Consider the following 15,613-nt stretch of genomic DNA (forward strand, 5'->3'; position numbering starts at 1 on the left):
CTCAGGGCTGGAAGGCACCGATGAAAATGGCCGGATCGACCCGTGCATCGTTCAGGCTGATGTTCCAGTGCATGTGCGGGCCAGTGGCGCGCCCGGTGGAACCCACCCGCCCGATGACGGCGCCGCGACTCAGCGTCTGCCCGGGTTTCACGTCGATTTTCGACATGTGGCAGAACATGCTGATAAAGCCTTGGCCGTGGTCGACGAAAACGGTATTGCCATTGAAGAAGTAGTTACCGACCAGGATGACCTTGCCATTGGCCGGCGTCTTGATTGGCGTGCCGGCCGGTACGGCGAAGTCCAGGCCCGCATGGGGATTGCGCTCTTCGCCGTTGAAGAACCGACGTACGCCAAAGCGGCTGGACAGGGGGCCGTTGACCGGCTTGTCGAGTAGCAGGTTGCTTGGCAAGCCTGGGCTGAAGCTGCGGTAGGCGCGAACCTGTTCGGCCAGTTCGGCGTCGATGCGCTTCAGGTCAGCCGGGTTGGGATTGACCTGGCGCTTGTTCTTCAGGGTGATGTGCTGCTCCGGGTATTGCTTGCTGCCGACGGTAAAAGCCAGCGTCCGCGTGCCGAGGCTGAGTGTCGCCGGGCCGGGTTTCTGAGTCAGGGGCACGCCGACAATAGCCAGCCATTTGTCCTGTTCCTTTACCACCAGCACCGGTTTGCCATCGAAGCGAGCATTGGGCGCCTGAGCGCCTGGGCCCAAGTCAATGACTGCGACGCCGCCAGGCACCGGCTTGTTCAGTTTCTGGGTGATGTAGCTGGCGTGGGCGGTGCCGGCCAGTGTCAGGCAAAGCAGAAAAGCGAGCAGACGGGGCATGGATCAATCCAGTAGAGAAAGCGTGACCGGGGTCTGGTGGTTGTCTTCGACGCGTACCTGTAACTGACCTTCGCCGAGGCGCGCAGTCAGGCGTTGGCCGTTTTGGGTCTGGCTGGCGCTGCGAATGGCCTGGCCACGCTCATCCAGCAGGATGCTGTAGCCGCGGCCCAGGGTGGCCAGCGGGCTGACCACCTGCAGGGTCTGGACGGTGGCCTGCAACTGCTGGCGACGATCCTTCAGGGCTTCACGCATGGCGCGTGGCAGGCGCTCGGAGAGGCTGTCCAGGCGTTGCTTGAGCAGTGCCAGTGTGCGCCCGGGGTGCTGCGCGGCCAGCCGTGTGTCAAGCCGGGCCAGGCGCTCGCGGCGCTGGTTCAGGCGTTGCTCGAATGCGCGGCGCAGGCGCATATCCAGGTCATCCAGGCGTTGTGCTTGCTGGCGCAGCCGTTCGCCGGGGTGGCGCAGGCGTCGGCTCAGGCCTTCGACACGCAGGCGCGCATGGGCCAGACGGTTTTGCATCTGCAGCAGCAGGCGCCGTTGCAGGCTGTCGATGCGCCGTTGCAGGTCACTGCTGTCTGGCGCCAACAGTTCGGCTGCAGCCGACGGGGTAGGCGCGCGAACGTCGGCGACGAAGTCGCTGATCGAAACGTCGGTTTCATGGCCGACTGCGCTGACGATCGGTGTTACGCAGGCGGCGATGGCCCGGGCCACATCCTCTTCGTTGAAGCACCAGAGGTCTTCAAGCGAGCCGCCGCCACGGGCCAGGATCAGCGCGTCGAAACCCAGGCTGTCGGCCCGTTGCAGTGCGCGAACAATTTGCCCGATGGCTTCACGGCCCTGCACGGCAGTCGGGATCAGGGTCAGCTCAACCTGCGGCGCACGGCGCCGAAAGACACTGATGATGTCGCGGATCACCGCGCCGGTGGGTGAGCTGATAATGCCAATGCGCTGCGGATGCGCGGGCAAGGCAACCTTGCGCTCGCTGCTGAACAGGCCTTCGGCGCCGAGCTTTTCCTTCAGCGCCTCGAAGGCCAGGCGCAAGGCGCCATCACCGGCCGGTTCCACGGTGTCGAGAATCAGCTGGTAGTCGCCACGCCCCTCAAACAGAGAGACCTTGCCGCGCACCTTGACCGCCAGGCCATCGCGCAACGCTTGACGCACCCGTGCGGCGTTGTTGCGAAACAGCGCGCAGCGCACCTGGGCACCACTGTCCTTGAGGGTGAAATAGATATGGCCGGAGGCCGGGCGGGCGAGGTTGGATATCTCGCCCTCGACCCAGATACTGCTGAAAACATCTTCAAGCAGCACCCGGGCGCGGCCGTTGAGTTGGCTGACGGTCAGGACTTCGCGGTCCAGACCGAGTCGTTCGAAAGGGTCTCTGATCATGGGCCGCATCATAAAGGATTGTGAGCGCATTGCGCGCTATCGACGGTTCGAATGCAGCCGGTCGCGTCGGGCCGTTGCATCGCCGCTGGCTTGAGAGTGGGTTAAATCGAATGCTCCATGCGTGTGGTCAATGACCTGCGCTGCAGCCGAACAGTGAGGGTTGTTTAGGGAAACGTTGAGCCATTCATTCGTTCGCTTAGGAGAAGTCCTGCATTAATTCTGGAATCGGCTGATATACGCCCTCTGGCTAAAGTTGATTAGCTGTCATGCAGACACAAGGCAAAGCGGTATGTGCAGCAAGTGTAGGCTGACATTAATGCTGCAATGGCCAATCTCGGGGTATTGGGCAATGCCTCTGCGCTGGAAACAACTCAAAGATGGCTGTAGGCCCTTGAATACCTGACGGTCACGAAAAATAGCGCGTAACGCACGCAGCATAAGTCAATGAAATTTACGGTGGCAGCCTTTTCACCACGATACTCAATGCATTTTGGGGAGTTTGAAATGAGTTATCTAGAGGATGTCATAATCAATGAGCCCATCGCTGACGTGCTGACGGCATTCATTCCTGGAGTTTCATATCAGACGATTGATCGTCTGTATGTCCATTTCAAGTTTGAGGTCATCGCCAACGGTGAGCTTATTAACGTGTATAGACAGCTTTTCAATGATGGGGTGTTTATCACGAACGAAAAAGGCCTGCCGATGAAAGGCCCGAACTGGTCAGTCCCAGATTTTGTAACCTTGAACAAGTACAGGACCGACTCGTTGGATACACACTCCAACCCGGTTTGATCCAGTGAAAGTTCAATCACAACCATTGAGAACATTCCGATCACTCAGCTTAGGTCAGGCGGCCTGTGCTGACGTGACCGGAGTTTTCCTGGCGTTTACTGACAAGGGCAGAAGTGAGGGGCTGGAGCGCTATCGAGTGCTCGGAGTGAAGATAAGCGCGTATGGAACGATGCTTATATGGCAACCCTTGATGACCATGGGGCGATGAAGAAACGGACCCGTTTTATGCAGTAGAAGCGGACCGAATATAAACAGATAAAGAGAAAAGGGGTGTGAGCAATGAGTTATCTAGAGAAGGTCATAGTCAATGAGCCCATCGCTGACGTGCTGACGGCATTAATTCCCATCTCCTCATACCCAATGATTGACTATATGTACGTTCGATTCAAATTCGAAGTCGTCGCCAGTGGTGAACTTATGAGAGTGTATGAGCAGCTTTTCACAGATGGTGTGTTTGTCACGAACGAAAAAGGCAGGCCTATAAAAGGCCCAAACTGGTCAGTCCCAGATTTTGTAACCTTGAACAAGTACAGGACCGACTCGTTGGATACACCCTCCAGCCCGGTTTGATCGGGTGAAGGTTCAATCGCAACCATTGAGAGTATTCCGCTCACGTCATCACAGGTCAGACGGCCTGTGATGACGTGAGCGGAGTTTTCCTAGCGTTTACTGACGAGGGCAGAAATGAGGGGCTGGAGCGCTATCGAGTGCTCGGCATGAGGATAGGCGTGTATCGAACGATGCTTATACGGCAACCCTTGATGGCTATGGGGCGATGAAGAAGCGGACCCACTTTACAAAGCATAAGCGGAAGAGGCGTATCGGCGACAGATGGAAAATGAAATGAGGTGTTAGCAATGAGTTATTTAGAGGATGTCATAATCAATGAGTCCATCGCTGACGTGCTGACTGCATTCATTCCTGGAGTCTCATACCAGACGATTGATCGTCTGTATGTCCATTTCAAGTTTGAGGTCATCGCCAATGGTGAGCTTATAAAAGTGTATGAGCAGCTTTTCAATGATGGGGTGTTTGTCACGAACGAAAAGGGCCTGCCGATGAAAGGCCCGAACTGGTCAGTCCCAGATTTTGTAACCTTGAACAAGTACAGGACCGACACGCTGGATACACCCTCCAACCCGGTTTGATCCAGTGAAGGTTCAATCACAACCATTGAGAACATTCCGATCACGTCAGCACAGTTCAGGCGGCCAGTGATGACGTGATCGGAGTTTTCCTAGCGTTTACTGACGAGGGCAGAAAATAGGGGCTGGAGCGCTATCGAGTGTTCGGCATGAAGATAGGCGTGTATGGAACGATGCTCATACTGCAACCCTTGAGGGCTATGGGGGCGATGAAGAAGCGGACCCGCTTTATGCAGTAGAAGCGGAAGAAACGCACCGAAGGCAAACAGATAAAGAGAAGTGGGGAGTTTGCAATGAGTTATCTAGAGAGTGTCATAATCAATGAGCCCATCGCTGACGTGCTGACTGCATTCATTCCCAGAGTTCCATACCAGACGATTGATTATCTGTACGTCCAATTCAAGTTCGAGGTCATCGCCAATGGTGAACTAATTGAGGTGTATAAGCAGCTTTTCAAAGATGGGGTTTTTGTCAAAAACGAAAAAGGCCAGCCGATGAAAGGCCCGAACTGGTCAGTCCCAGATTTTGTAACCTTGAACAAGTACAGGGCCGACACGTTGGATACACCCTCCAACCCGGTTTGATCCAGTGAAGGTTCAGTCGCAACCATTAACGGTTGGCAGATGAGTCAGCCCTGTTCACGCAGGTGCTTAACAAACTGCTGCACCAACGGCCCGGCATCACGCCGATAGGCGACGGCCACGGTGCTGGTACAGCCCTCATCGGCCAAGGGCACGAATGTTAGTCCGCTGGGCGCGATGTCTTTCATACAGCGCGGTAGCAGGGCCACGCCAAACCCGGCCTGAATCAACTGCAGTTGCGTGGTCTTGCGTGACACCACTCGCGCAGCCTTGGGAAAGAATCCCGCTTGCATGCATAACTGCGCAGACAGGTAGCTCAAGCCGCCTCGTTGGCGATGGGGGATGGAGATAAAGGCTTCTTCTCGCAATTGCGCCAGGCTGGCTGTGGCCGTGCTGGCCAAGGGGTGGTCGCTGGCCACCGCTAGCAGCAGCGGTTCCTCGAACAGTGGCTCAATGCACAAGGCTTCATGCTGGCGCAGTACGGGGAGGCGCAGCAGGCCCAGTTCCAGCCGGCCTTCGACAAGTTCTTCGAGCTGCGCTTCGGAGGACTGCTGGGCAATCTCCATGGAGACCTTTGGGTTGTCCTGCAGGTAGCGGCTGAGCCGGGCGAGCAAGTGCCCTGTCAGCGGTACGGTGCTGGAGTGACTGAGGCGAAGGCTACCGCGCAGGCCATTACCGATTTCGTGGGCCATGCGACTGGCTTTTTCCAGTTCGCTGAGCAGGCTGCGTGCGCGTGGCAGGAACGCTTCGCCCGCCGTTGTCAGGCGCGGCTGGCGGGCGGTGCGCTCGAACAGTGGCGTGTCGAGCAGGTCTTCCAGCACCTTGATCTGCCGGCTCAAGGCCGATTGGGCGATGTACAGGCGTTCGGCGGCGGCACTGAAGCTGCCGCTGTCGGCGATTTCAACGAAGTAGCGCAGCTGTCGCGTGGAGATCATTAAGCTATGCCTTTTAAAGATACCTTCTGCATGAATTGCATATTAGTCGGCATGGCTGGCGAGTGGATAAAGTTTCCGCGTCTTCCTTAGAGGTCGCTCGCTATGACGGTGGCAATGGTGTTTTCCCTACTTCCCTTTTCGGCGATTGACTGGCTGCTGATCATGCTGGGTGTCGGTGCGGCCTACGTTGTCTTTGGTGTCGCCGGGTTTGGTACAGCGCTGGTCGCGGGGCCGGTGATGATTCAGTTCATGCCGTTGTCGCGGATTATCCCGTTGTTGGTGCTGCTGGATTTCGTGGCGGCGTTTGGTAACTGGCTACCGGCACGCAAGGCTGTGGTTCGCAGCGAGCTGATGCGTCTGCTGCCGTGCATGGCGCTGGGCTGCACCCTGGGTGTGGTGTTCCTGCTCAACCTCAAGTCCGACCTGCTGTTGCTGCTGATGGGGCTGTTTATTACGGCGTATGCCGTCTACAGCCTGGCAGTGACCGTCAAGCCTGCACGCCTGGCGCCTGGCTGGGTGGTGCCAATGGGTACGGTTGGTGGCCTGTTTGGGGCGCTGTTCGGGAGTGGCGGCTTTCTTTATGCGATCTACCTCAATGCCCGGTTGCTCTCCAAGGATCAGGTGCGTGCCACCCAGAGTGCCTTGATCAGTTGCAGTACGCTGGTGCGCCTGAGCCTGTTCCTGCTGGCGGGTGTGTATGCCGACCTGCCGTTGTTGCTGCTGGCGCTGTGCCTGGCGCCGATGATGCTGCTGGGCGTGTGGGTGGGCCGACGGCTGACCCTGAACATGTCGCGCGAAGCGTTTGTGCGCATGGTCACCTGGCTGGTGCTGGCCAGTGGTATTGCACTGATCGGTCGCTATCTGAGTGCCTGAGCACGGGTTAAACTGGCGACTTTGAATTGGTTTGGCCGTCGTTATGAATACCCAGTGCATCATCGTCCCGAAAATTTCCACGGTCCCGGTACACGAGCCGAGAGCCCGGGCGATCCTGCGTTGGCTAGTGCGCGAAAACATTGTCGAAGAACAGCTGAGCACCTGCGGGCGTACCGGCAATCGCATGGCGTATGCCATTGCGCCGGGCGCACGCAAGGTGGTGCTGCATCCGGAACTGCTGCCGTTCGATCAGCCGGTCAATGGCCTTGAGGTGGTCACCAAGCGTTGCATCTATACGCCGGTGCAGGGGTTTCTGGAGGAGGCCGGGTGTGCCGAATGCCGTCGCGAGGTTGGCGAGGCGCTGTTCGAGAGCCTGGAAGAGTGGATGCCTGGGCAGACCGATAACTTCACCTGCCCCGAGTGCGGCCATGAGGACGATATCAACGGCTTCCTGTTCCTGCAGCCGTGTGGTTTTTCCAACCTGGGGTTTATCTTCAACAACTGGGCCGAAGCTGGTTTCAAACCCTCTTTTATCGAAGCATTTGCCGATTGGCTGGACCAGCCCGTGGCCGTGGTGCAGGTGACATTGAACGACAACTGACCGAAGGGCCATCTATACATTGAGTGAAGGCCCGGGTATGAGTATAATGGCGCGCTTCCATTTTTCCCGCCCGGGAGCCCCCGCGATGCTGCGTATCAGCCAAGAAGCCCTGACCTTCGACGACATTCTCCTAGTGCCTGGTTATTCCGAGGTACTGCCCAATGAAGTCAGTCTCAAGACCCGTTTGACCCGTGGCATCGAGCTGAATATTCCGTTGGTTTCCGCCGCCATGGATACCGTGACCGAAGCCCGCCTGGCCATTGCAATGGCACAGGAAGGTGGCATCGGCATCATCCACAAGAACATGACCATCGAGCAGCAGGCTGCCGAAGTGCGCAAGGTCAAGAAGTTCGAGGCTGGCGTGGTCAAAGACCCGATCACCATCGACGCTGACGCTACCGTGCGCGACTTGTTCGAATTGACCCGCCTGAACAATATCTCCGGTGTACCGGTACTGCACAAGGGTGACCTGGTCGGTATCGTGACCTCCCGTGACGTGCGCTTCGAGAACCGTCTGGACGCCACCGTGCGTGAAGTGATGACGCCGAAAGAGCGTCTGGTCACTGTCCGCGAAGGCGCCGACAAGAACGAAGTCCGCGAGCTGCTGCACAAGCACCGTCTGGAAAAAGTCCTGATCGTCGACGAGCAATTCGCCCTCAAGGGCATGATGACCGTCAAGGACATCGAAAAGGCCAAGGCCTACCCGCTGGCCAGCAAGGACGACCAGGGTCGTCTGCGCGTCGGCGCCGCTGTCGGCACCGGCAAGGACACTGGCGAGCGCGTTGCCGCACTGGTTGCTGCTGGCGTTGACGTGGTTGTGGTCGACACCGCTCACGGTCATTCCAAAGGCGTTATCGACCGCGTTCGCTGGGTCAAGGAAAACTTCCCGGAAGTGCAGGTCATCGGCGGCAACATCGCCACTGGCGCTGCGGCCAAGGCACTGGTTGAAGCTGGCGCCGATGCGGTCAAGGTCGGTATCGGCCCAGGCTCGATCTGCACCACCCGTATCGTTGCAGGTGTTGGCGTGCCGCAAATCAGCGCCATCGCCAATGTCTCTGCTGCACTGGAAGGCACCGGTGTGCCATTGATCGCTGACGGCGGTATCCGTTTCTCCGGTGACCTGTCCAAAGCCATCGTTGCAGGCGCTTCCTGCGTAATGATGGGTTCGATGTTCGCCGGTACCGAAGAAGCGCCAGGTGAGATCGAGCTGTTCCAGGGCCGCTCCTACAAGGCGTACCGCGGCATGGGTTCGCTGGGTGCTATGTCCCAGGCCCAGGGCTCTTCCGATCGCTACTTCCAGGACTCCTCGGCCGGTGCCGAGAAGCTGGTACCGGAAGGTATCGAAGGTCGCGTTCCGTACAAAGGCTCCCTGACCGCAATCATTCACCAATTGATGGGCGGTCTGCGCTCCTCGATGGGTTACACCGGCAGTGCCACCATCGAAGAGATGCGCACCAAGCCTGAGTTTGTCCGCATCACCGGTGCCGGCATGGCCGAGTCCCACGTGCATGACGTGCAGATCACCAAAGAAGCGCCAAACTACCGCGTAGGTTGATGCTTCTGGCAGTACTAGCAAGCGGGGCTGTTATCGACAGCCCCGTGTCGTTTCCGATTACCACTGACGAGATTGAGTCATGGCCCTCGACATTCACGCTCACCGCATCCTGATCCTCGATTTCGGTTCCCAGTACACCCAACTGATCGCTCGTCGCGTTCGCGAAATCGGTGTGTACTGCGAACTGCATCCGTTCGACATGGACGATGAAGCGATTCGCGAATTCGCCCCGCGCGGCATCATCCTCGCAGGCGGCCCCGAGTCGGTCCACGAAGCCAACAGCCCACGTGCACCGCAAGCCGTTTGGGACCTGGGCGTACCTGTGTTCGGCATCTGCTACGGCATGCAGACCATGGCCGAGCAATTGGGCGGCAAGGTTGAAGGTTCCGACCTGCGCGAATTTGGTTACGCCCGTGTCGATGTCGTCGGCAAGAGCCGCGTGCTGGACGGCATCGAAGACCATGTAGACGACGATGGCGTATTCGGCCTCGATGTCTGGATGAGCCACGGTGACAAGGTTACCGAGATTCCAGCCGGCTTCCACATTCTGGCCAGCACCCCGAGCTGCCCGATCGCCGGTATGGCCGACGACTCCCGCGGCTACTACGGCGTGCAGTTCCACCCGGAAGTGACCCACACCAAGCAGGGCGGTCGCATCCTGTCGCGCTTCATCCTCGACATCTGCGGCTGCGAAGCACTGTGGACTGCGTCGAACATCGTTGAAGACGCCATTGCCCAGGTGCGTGAGCAGGTGGGTTCGGCAAACGTACTGCTGGGCCTGTCTGGCGGTGTCGACTCTTCGGTGGTGGCTGCGCTGTTGCACCGTGCCATTGGCGATCAACTGACCTGCGTCTTCGTCGACAACGGCCTGCTGCGTCTGCACGAAGGTGAGCAAGTGATGGCCATGTTCGCCGAGAACATGGGCGTCAAGGTGATCCGTGCCAACGCCGAGGAGCAGTTCCTGTCCAATCTGGCCGGCGAAGCCGACCCGGAGAAGAAGCGCAAGATCATCGGTCGCACCTTCATCGACGTGTTCGATGCTGAGGCGAGCAAGCTGGAGAACATTCAGTTCCTGGCCCAGGGCACCATCTACCCTGACGTGATCGAGTCGGCCGGTGCCAAGAGCGGCAAGGCCCACGTGATCAAGTCGCACCACAACGTTGGTGGCCTGCCAGAGGAAATGAACCTCAAGCTGGTCGAGCCGCTGCGCGAGCTGTTCAAGGACGAAGTCCGCCGTATCGGTCTGGAGCTGGGCCTGCCTTACGACATGGTCTACCGTCACCCGTTCCCGGGCCCAGGCCTGGGCGTGCGGATCCTCGGTGAGGTGAAGAAAGAGTACGCCGACCTGCTGCGTCGTGCCGACCACATCTTCATCGAAGAGCTGCGCAAGGTCGACTGGTACCACAAGGTCAGCCAGGCGTTCGTGGTGTTCCAGCCCGTCAAATCCGTTGGCGTGGTAGGTGATGGCCGCCGTTACGCCTGGGTCGTGGCCCTGCGTGCCGTTGAAACCATCGACTTCATGACCGCCCGTTGGGCGCACCTGCCGTACGAGCTGCTGGAAACTGTCAGTGGTCGCATCATCAACGAGATCGATGGCATCTCGCGGGTGACCTACGACGTGTCGAGCAAGCCGCCGGCAACCATCGAGTGGGAATGATCCCGCGTTCGGCATAGGCTACTGACAAACCCCCGCTTTTTAGCGGGGGTTTGTTTTTTAAGCCGAGTGGATTCTGGCACTGATCCCTATCGGCGTTGGCTTGCCAATGATGCCGGCGCCGCATGCTCGCTGACACCCCGCTTCGCGCAGTGCTGTCAGGCAACAATATGTGCAAAGATAAGCTTGGAAATCTCGACGATCGCGGTCTTGCCGGTGAACTCGAACTTCACTTTGCCCAGCGACGAAAAGTAAATTTCCAACTCCGAGTCCAGGTCGAACGTGCCGGAAGTTTCAACCGAGTAGGTCACGATATTTTTGTAGGGCAGGGAGGTGAAATCCTTTTTGCTGCCGTGCATCTTGGTTTCCGCCAAGCGTCGGCGGTAAGCCGGGCAGCACAGAAGCATCGCTCACGTTGACGTACCTCGGGGCTAAAACGGGTGGCTTCAGTGTTCATGACTCGATACTCTTGAATCAATATTTTTACAGGTTGGTGTTTTCATGCATAAGAGGATAAATCCAGGTTTTTTATTTGATAGCACACAATACGGATTCAGCCAGGCTGTTGTTTCAAAAGGAAGTAATCACATTTTCTTATCAGGGCAAGTTGCAGCCAATGCAGATCAGTCTCTGCACAGCGTTGGCATGTACGAGCAAGCAATACGGTGCTTAAAATGCATTGAAAGGTTGTTGGCAGAAGTCCCTGCGCGCTTGAATGATGTAACAATTCTCAGAATCTATATACGAGCTGATGCGAGTAATCCAGATTCTCAGAACGATATCTCAAGAGCACTGCATGACTCATTTGGAGACAAGTTGCCAGCCTCCTCGTGGATCTTGGTCTCGGGGTTGGCGAGCCCAGACTGGCTCCTGGAGATTGAAGCTCAAGCCGTTACTGAATAATGTGATCGCGCTCGGGCGCGTAAACGCCTGCGGCAGGCGTTTACACGATTTGCTCTAATGGTTGCCCGGCGAAACGCTGGAAGAAGCCATTGACCGTTACCAGGGCAAGCCTGGATCCCACAGGGAGCGCCCATGTTCTGCGCGGTCCCCTGTGGGAGTTGGCTTGCCAACGATGCAGGCGCCGCATGCTCGCTGGCACCCCGCTTCGCGCAGTGCTGTCAGGCAAAAATATGTGCAGAGATAAGCTTGGAAATTTCGACGATCGCGGTCTTGCCGGTGAACTCGAACTTCACTTTGCCCAGCGACGAAAAGTAAATTTCCAACTCCGAGTCCAGGTCGAACGTTCCGGAAGTTTCAACCGAGTAGGCCACGATATTTTTGTAGGGCAGGGAGGTGAAATCCTTTTTGCTGCCGGTGAGGCCTTGCACGTTCACTGCGATGATGCGCTTGTTGGTGAACACCACGCCGTCGCGCATTGATTTGTAAGCGTCGATGACGTGTTCGCCGTCTAGCAGCAGGGCGGTTACGCGTTCGGCGTATTCGTCGTTTTGCTTGAGTTTGAAGAAGCCTTTGTTGTTGAAGTCGATCATGCGTGGATATCCCTATGAGGTGAGCAACAGTCCAGGTTTTTCAATGGCAGGGGCTGGTCGTGCGGATTCTGGTGCAGATGGGGTGGGTGCCACAAGGCGGGTGCGACAAAGTCTTCACTTAATCTTTCTCAAATGCAGGTGTATCGTATTCGCCCTTCATCGCTGGCACAGTTCGCCAGCCTGTTGAGTCTGCAGTACGAGGTGCTTGCTCCGATGTCCTTTACCCGGCGACAAATTCTCGGTGGCCTTACTGGCTTGGTGGCGGTTGGCCTGGGGGCGGGTGGCGCTGCGCGCTATTGGCTGGGCAGGACCGACCCGAATGCTGGCCATGACTACGAGCTGATTGCCGCACCCTTGGATGTGGAGCTGGTATCGGGCTACAAGACACCGGCTTGGGCGTTTGGGCCTTCGGCGCCGGGCACCGAGTTGCGCGTACGTCAGGGCGAATGGCTGCGTGTACGCTTCATCAATCACCTGCCGGTTCCTACAACTATTCACTGGCATGGCATTCGCCTGCCGCTGGAAATGGATGGCGTACCCTACGTTTCGCAACTGCCGGTATTGCCGGGCGAATACTTCGACTACAAATTCCGTGTGCCGGATGCCGGTAGCTACTGGTATCACCCGCATGTGAGCAGTAGTGAGGAGCTGGGACGCGGGCTGGTGGGGCCGTTGATTGTCGAGGAGCGCGAGCCCACCGGGTTCAAGCACGAGCGCACCCTGAGCCTGAAGAGCTGGCATGTGGACGAGCAAGGGGCCTTTGTGGCCTTCAGCGTGCCTCGTGAAGCTGCCCGGGGTGGTACGGCAGGGCGCTTGCTCACCATCAATGGTGAACCCAATGCTGTTGTCGATCTGCCGGCTGGGCAGATTGTCCGCGTGCGCTTGCTCAACCTGGACAACACCCTGACCTACCGGATCAACCTGCGCGGGAATGCCGAGGCGCGTATTTATGCGCTGGATGGCAACCCGATCACGCCGCGTCCGCTGGGCAAGGACTACTGGTTGGGCCCGGGTATGCGTATTTGTCTGGCGATCAAGGTGCCGCCGGCGGGTGAGGAAATCTCCCTGCGTGATGGTCCGGTACGCTTGGGTACCTTGCGCTCGGTCGCCAGCAATGACACGCCGAGTGACTGGCCGCCAGCGCTGCCGGCCAATCCGGTGGCCGAGCCGGATCTGGCCAATGCCGAGAAGCTCCACTTCAATTTTGAGTGGGCAGGTTCGGTGTCGGTGAATACCGAGAATCGACCGCCGAGCCTGTGGCAGATCAATGGTGTTGCCTGGGACATCACGGACAAGACCTGCTCTGATCGCCCGATTGCTACGCTGAAGAAGGGCAAGAGTTACATCTTCGAGCTGAAGAACATGACCCAGTATCAGCACCCTGTTCACCTGCATGGCATGTCCTTCAAGGTGATTGGGTCGAACCGACGCAAAATCGAGCCGTACTTCACCGACACCTACCTGTTGGGCAAGAACGAACGCGCCCAGGTCGCCTTGGTAGCCGATAACCCGGGAACCTGGATGTTCCACTGTCATGTCATCGATCACATGGAAACCGGCCTGATGGCTGCAATCGAGGTGGCATGATGCGCCAGCCCCAGATCATTGATCGCAGTCGCGATCAGGTTTTCATGCAGATGGCCCTGGACCTTGCGGCCCAAGGCGCGGCCTTGGGTGAAGTGCCGGTGGGTGCGGTGCTGGTGCAGCATGGTGAGGTCATTGGTCGGGGGTTCAATTGCCCGATCAGTGGCAGTGATCCCAGCGCGCATGCCGAGATGGTCGCCATTCGTGCGGCTGCGCAGGCTGCCAGTAACTACCGCTTGCCGGGCAGCACCCTCTACGTGACGCTGGAGCCGTGCAGCATGTGCGCAGGGCTGATCGTCCATTCGCGTATTGCCCGTGTGGTGTACGGGGCGCTGGAGCCTAAAGCCGGGGTGGTGCAGAGCCAGGGGCAGTTTTTTACCCAGGGTTTTCTCAATCACCGCGTGCTGTTTGAAGGCGGGGTATTGGCCGAAGAATGCGGCAGTATTCTCACTGAGTTCTTCAAGGCGCGGCGTGCGCGATCCTGAGCGGGCATGCCGCTGGAAAGTGCGCGATGACTGACAGCGGGGCTCAGAGGGACGACGGCTGCTCAGGTGGTTTGGTCTTGTTGACCCCCGGCACATGCAGCGTGCCTTCGGCCACCTGATTGCCCTCAAGCTGTGGCTGCGTAACCCAGGTCAGGATGTCGTAGTAGCGACGGATGTTGGCCACGAAGTGCACGGGTTCACCGCCGCGGGCGTAGCCATATCGGGTTTTGCTGTACCACTGCTTTTGCGACAGGCGTGGCAGCATTTTCTTTACATCCAGCCACTTGTTCGGGTTCAGGCCTTCCCGGGCCGCCAGTTTGCGTGCGTCGTCCAGGTGGCCGCTGCCCACGTTGTAGGCCGCCAATGCGAACCAGGTACGGTCCGGCTCTTCGATCTTGTCGTCCAGTTCGTTCTTGACGTGCATGAAGTACTTGGCGCCACCGCTGATGCTCTGCTTGGGGTCCAGTCGATTGGAGACGCCCATGGCCTGGGCCGTGCGTTGGGTGAGCATCATCAGCCCGCGAACGCCGGTCTTGGAGGTGACCTCTGCCTGCCACATCGACTCTTGGTAGCCGATGGCCGCCAGCAGGCGCCAATCAACCTTTTCTTTCTTGGCCGTGGCCTGGAAATGCTTCTCGAAGCGTGGCAAGCGTTGCTGCAGGTGTTGGGCGAAGGTATACGCGCCGACGTAGCCAAGTACATCGACATGGCCGTAATAGCGGTCTTTCAGGCGTTGCAGGGTGCCGTTCTTTTGGGCCTTGTCGAGGAAGGTGTTGATTTCGTTGAGCAGGCTGTTGTCGTCGCCAGCGGCGACGGCCCAGCGCTGGTCGCGGGCATCCCCCAGATCAAACGCTACCCGTACGTTGGGGAAGTAAACCTGGTTCATTGCCAATTCGTTGGAGTCGACCAGGGTCAGGTCGATCTGGCCTTCGTCGACCATGCGCAGCAGGTCGACCACTTCGACCGCCTCGGACTCTTCGTAACTGAGCTTGGGGTACTGTTTCTTCAGTTCCGCCAACTGCTCGGCATGGGAGCTGCCCTTGAGCACCATGATGCGCTTGCCGACCAGGTCGGTGACGTCGGTAGGGCGTGAGCGGCCGTTGCGATAAATGATCTGGGGCGTGACTTCCAGGTAGGGGTGGGAAAAGCGCACCTGTTGTTTGCGCTGCTCGCTGCTGACCAGGCCGGCGGCGGCCAGTACCGGGCCTTGTGGCTTGCCCAGTTGTCCGAACAGGTCATCAAGGTTGTCGGCGGTTTCGATCTTCAGCTCTACCCCCAGATCGTCGGCAAAGCGCTTCACCAGTTCGTACTCGAAGCCGGTTTCGCCGTTGCGGTCCTGGAAGTAGGTGGCCGGGCTGTTGCGGGTAACCACGCGCAGCACGCCATCCTCTTTGACTCGCTCGAGTGTGCTGGGTTTTTCAACGCAGGCACCGAGCAGCAGTAAGAGTCCGGTTGCGATGAGCCATTTGGCGCAACGCTGGCGCAAAGCAGTCTGGGCAAACATAACGTGCAGTATACGCAAAGGTCAGGCCCAGCCATATCTCGACAATGGGTGGCTTGTCTGTTAGCGATGGGCAAAAATGTACGCGCAAAATGTAGGGTTTTTACCGTCTTTTTCAATTTAAGAGGTGGCGCTGTTGTAGGCCGTCAGCAGATACCGATATTCGGGCAGGGGTGGATGCAGCGTTTCGAGTGCCTGACGCGCCGGT

Annotated in this window: 15 protein-coding genes and 1 pseudogene; 10 read left to right on the top strand and 6 right to left on the bottom strand. The window is 58.2% G+C overall.

Annotated elements, in window-relative coordinates:
• Position 1: 1 nt before the first annotated feature.
• Together CS390_RS05235 and xseA are read right to left on the bottom strand one after the other, a co-directional pair.
• On the bottom strand, positions 2-820 hold the full coding sequence (locus CS390_RS05235; RefSeq protein WP_099773661.1) for a M23 family metallopeptidase: 819 nt from the start codon (positions 818-820) through the stop codon (positions 2-4).
• Between the two features lie 3 nt (positions 821-823).
• On the bottom strand, positions 824-2,203 hold the full coding sequence (gene xseA / locus CS390_RS05240; RefSeq protein WP_099773662.1) for an exodeoxyribonuclease VII large subunit: 1,380 nt from the start codon (positions 2,201-2,203) through the stop codon (positions 824-826).
• Positions 2,204-2,707: 504 nt separating this feature from the next.
• Here xseA and CS390_RS05245 point away from each other — a divergent pair.
• From CS390_RS05245 to CS390_RS05260, 3 genes are all read left to right on the top strand, one after another.
• The gene (locus CS390_RS05245) at positions 2,708-2,998 is read left to right on the top strand and encodes an immunity protein (protein ID WP_157767118.1); all 291 of its coding nucleotides are present in this window, start codon (positions 2,708-2,710) and stop codon (positions 2,996-2,998) included.
• A gap of 857 nt (positions 2,999-3,855) precedes the next feature.
• Positions 3,856-4,146: an immunity protein gene (locus tag CS390_RS05255; protein ID WP_099773665.1), complete on the top strand. Its 291-nt coding sequence runs from the start codon at positions 3,856-3,858 to the stop codon at positions 4,144-4,146.
• A gap of 290 nt (positions 4,147-4,436) precedes the next feature.
• The gene (locus tag CS390_RS05260; RefSeq protein WP_099773666.1) at positions 4,437-4,727 is read left to right on the top strand and encodes an immunity protein; all 291 of its coding nucleotides are present in this window, start codon (positions 4,437-4,439) and stop codon (positions 4,725-4,727) included.
• 44 nt (positions 4,728-4,771) lie between these two features.
• On the opposite strand, the gene CS390_RS05265 is transcribed toward CS390_RS05260, so the two are convergent.
• Positions 4,772-5,659, bottom strand: a complete 888-nt coding sequence (locus CS390_RS05265; RefSeq protein WP_099773667.1) for a LysR family transcriptional regulator — start codon at positions 5,657-5,659, stop codon at positions 4,772-4,774.
• Positions 5,660-5,761: 102 nt separating this feature from the next.
• Here CS390_RS05265 and CS390_RS05270 point away from each other — a divergent pair, with 102 nt between their 5' ends.
• From CS390_RS05270 to guaA, 4 genes are all read left to right on the top strand, one after another.
• Positions 5,762-6,532 carry a sulfite exporter TauE/SafE family protein gene (locus CS390_RS05270; RefSeq protein WP_065761734.1) on the top strand — a complete coding sequence of 257 codons (771 nt, stop codon included), beginning with the start codon at positions 5,762-5,764 and terminating at the stop codon, positions 6,530-6,532.
• A 43-nt stretch (positions 6,533-6,575) separates the two neighbouring features.
• Positions 6,576-7,133 (top strand): sugar ABC transporter ATPase, encoded by a 558-nt coding sequence (locus CS390_RS05275; RefSeq protein WP_065761733.1) that lies wholly within the window; start codon positions 6,576-6,578, stop codon positions 7,131-7,133.
• Positions 7,134-7,218: 85 nt separating this feature from the next.
• The gene (guaB, locus tag CS390_RS05280) at positions 7,219-8,688 is read left to right on the top strand and encodes an IMP dehydrogenase (RefSeq protein ID WP_099773668.1); all 1,470 of its coding nucleotides are present in this window, start codon (positions 7,219-7,221) and stop codon (positions 8,686-8,688) included.
• 79 nt (positions 8,689-8,767) lie between these two features.
• The gene (gene guaA / locus CS390_RS05285; RefSeq protein WP_099773669.1) at positions 8,768-10,345 is read left to right on the top strand and encodes a glutamine-hydrolyzing GMP synthase; all 1,578 of its coding nucleotides are present in this window, start codon (positions 8,768-8,770) and stop codon (positions 10,343-10,345) included.
• Between the two features lie 155 nt (positions 10,346-10,500).
• On the opposite strand, the pseudogene CS390_RS05290 reads toward guaA, so the two are convergent.
• Positions 10,501-10,695 (bottom strand): annotated as a pseudogene (locus CS390_RS05290) (PH domain-containing protein); the annotation flags it as partial.
• Positions 10,696-10,843: 148 nt separating this feature from the next.
• On the opposite strand from CS390_RS05290, the gene CS390_RS05295 reads away from it, so the two are divergent.
• The gene (locus CS390_RS05295) at positions 10,844-11,245 is read left to right on the top strand and encodes a Rid family hydrolase (RefSeq protein ID WP_099773670.1); all 402 of its coding nucleotides are present in this window, start codon (positions 10,844-10,846) and stop codon (positions 11,243-11,245) included.
• A gap of 218 nt (positions 11,246-11,463) precedes the next feature.
• Here the strand turns inward: CS390_RS05295 and CS390_RS05300 are convergent, their stop codons facing one another.
• A complete protein-coding gene (locus CS390_RS05300) occupies positions 11,464-11,835 on the bottom strand; it encodes a PH domain-containing protein (RefSeq protein WP_099773671.1) in 372 nt (123 codons plus the stop codon).
• Positions 11,836-12,048: 213 nt separating this feature from the next.
• Here CS390_RS05300 and CS390_RS05305 point away from each other — a divergent pair, with 213 nt between their 5' ends.
• Entirely contained in the window at positions 12,049-13,422 is a 1,374-nt protein-coding gene (locus CS390_RS05305; protein ID WP_099776548.1) for a multicopper oxidase family protein, read from the top strand.
• Positions 13,422-13,904 carry a tRNA adenosine(34) deaminase TadA gene (gene tadA / locus CS390_RS05310; protein WP_099776550.1) on the top strand — a complete coding sequence of 161 codons (483 nt, stop codon included), beginning with the start codon at positions 13,422-13,424 and terminating at the stop codon, positions 13,902-13,904. The genes CS390_RS05305 and tadA overlap by 1 nt, the downstream gene beginning before the upstream one ends.
• A gap of 43 nt (positions 13,905-13,947) precedes the next feature.
• Here the strand turns inward: tadA and mltF are convergent, their stop codons facing one another.
• Positions 13,948-15,408, bottom strand: coding sequence for a membrane-bound lytic murein transglycosylase MltF (gene mltF, locus CS390_RS05315; RefSeq protein ID WP_099773672.1), 1,461 nt, complete (start codon positions 15,406-15,408; stop codon positions 13,948-13,950).
• Positions 15,409-15,613: the final 205 nt, after the last annotated feature.

Origin of the sequence: Pseudomonas sp. HLS-6, from assembly GCF_002753995.1 — a bacterium.
GTDB classification, from domain to species: Bacteria; Pseudomonadota; Gammaproteobacteria; order Pseudomonadales; family Pseudomonadaceae; genus Aquipseudomonas; species Aquipseudomonas defluvii.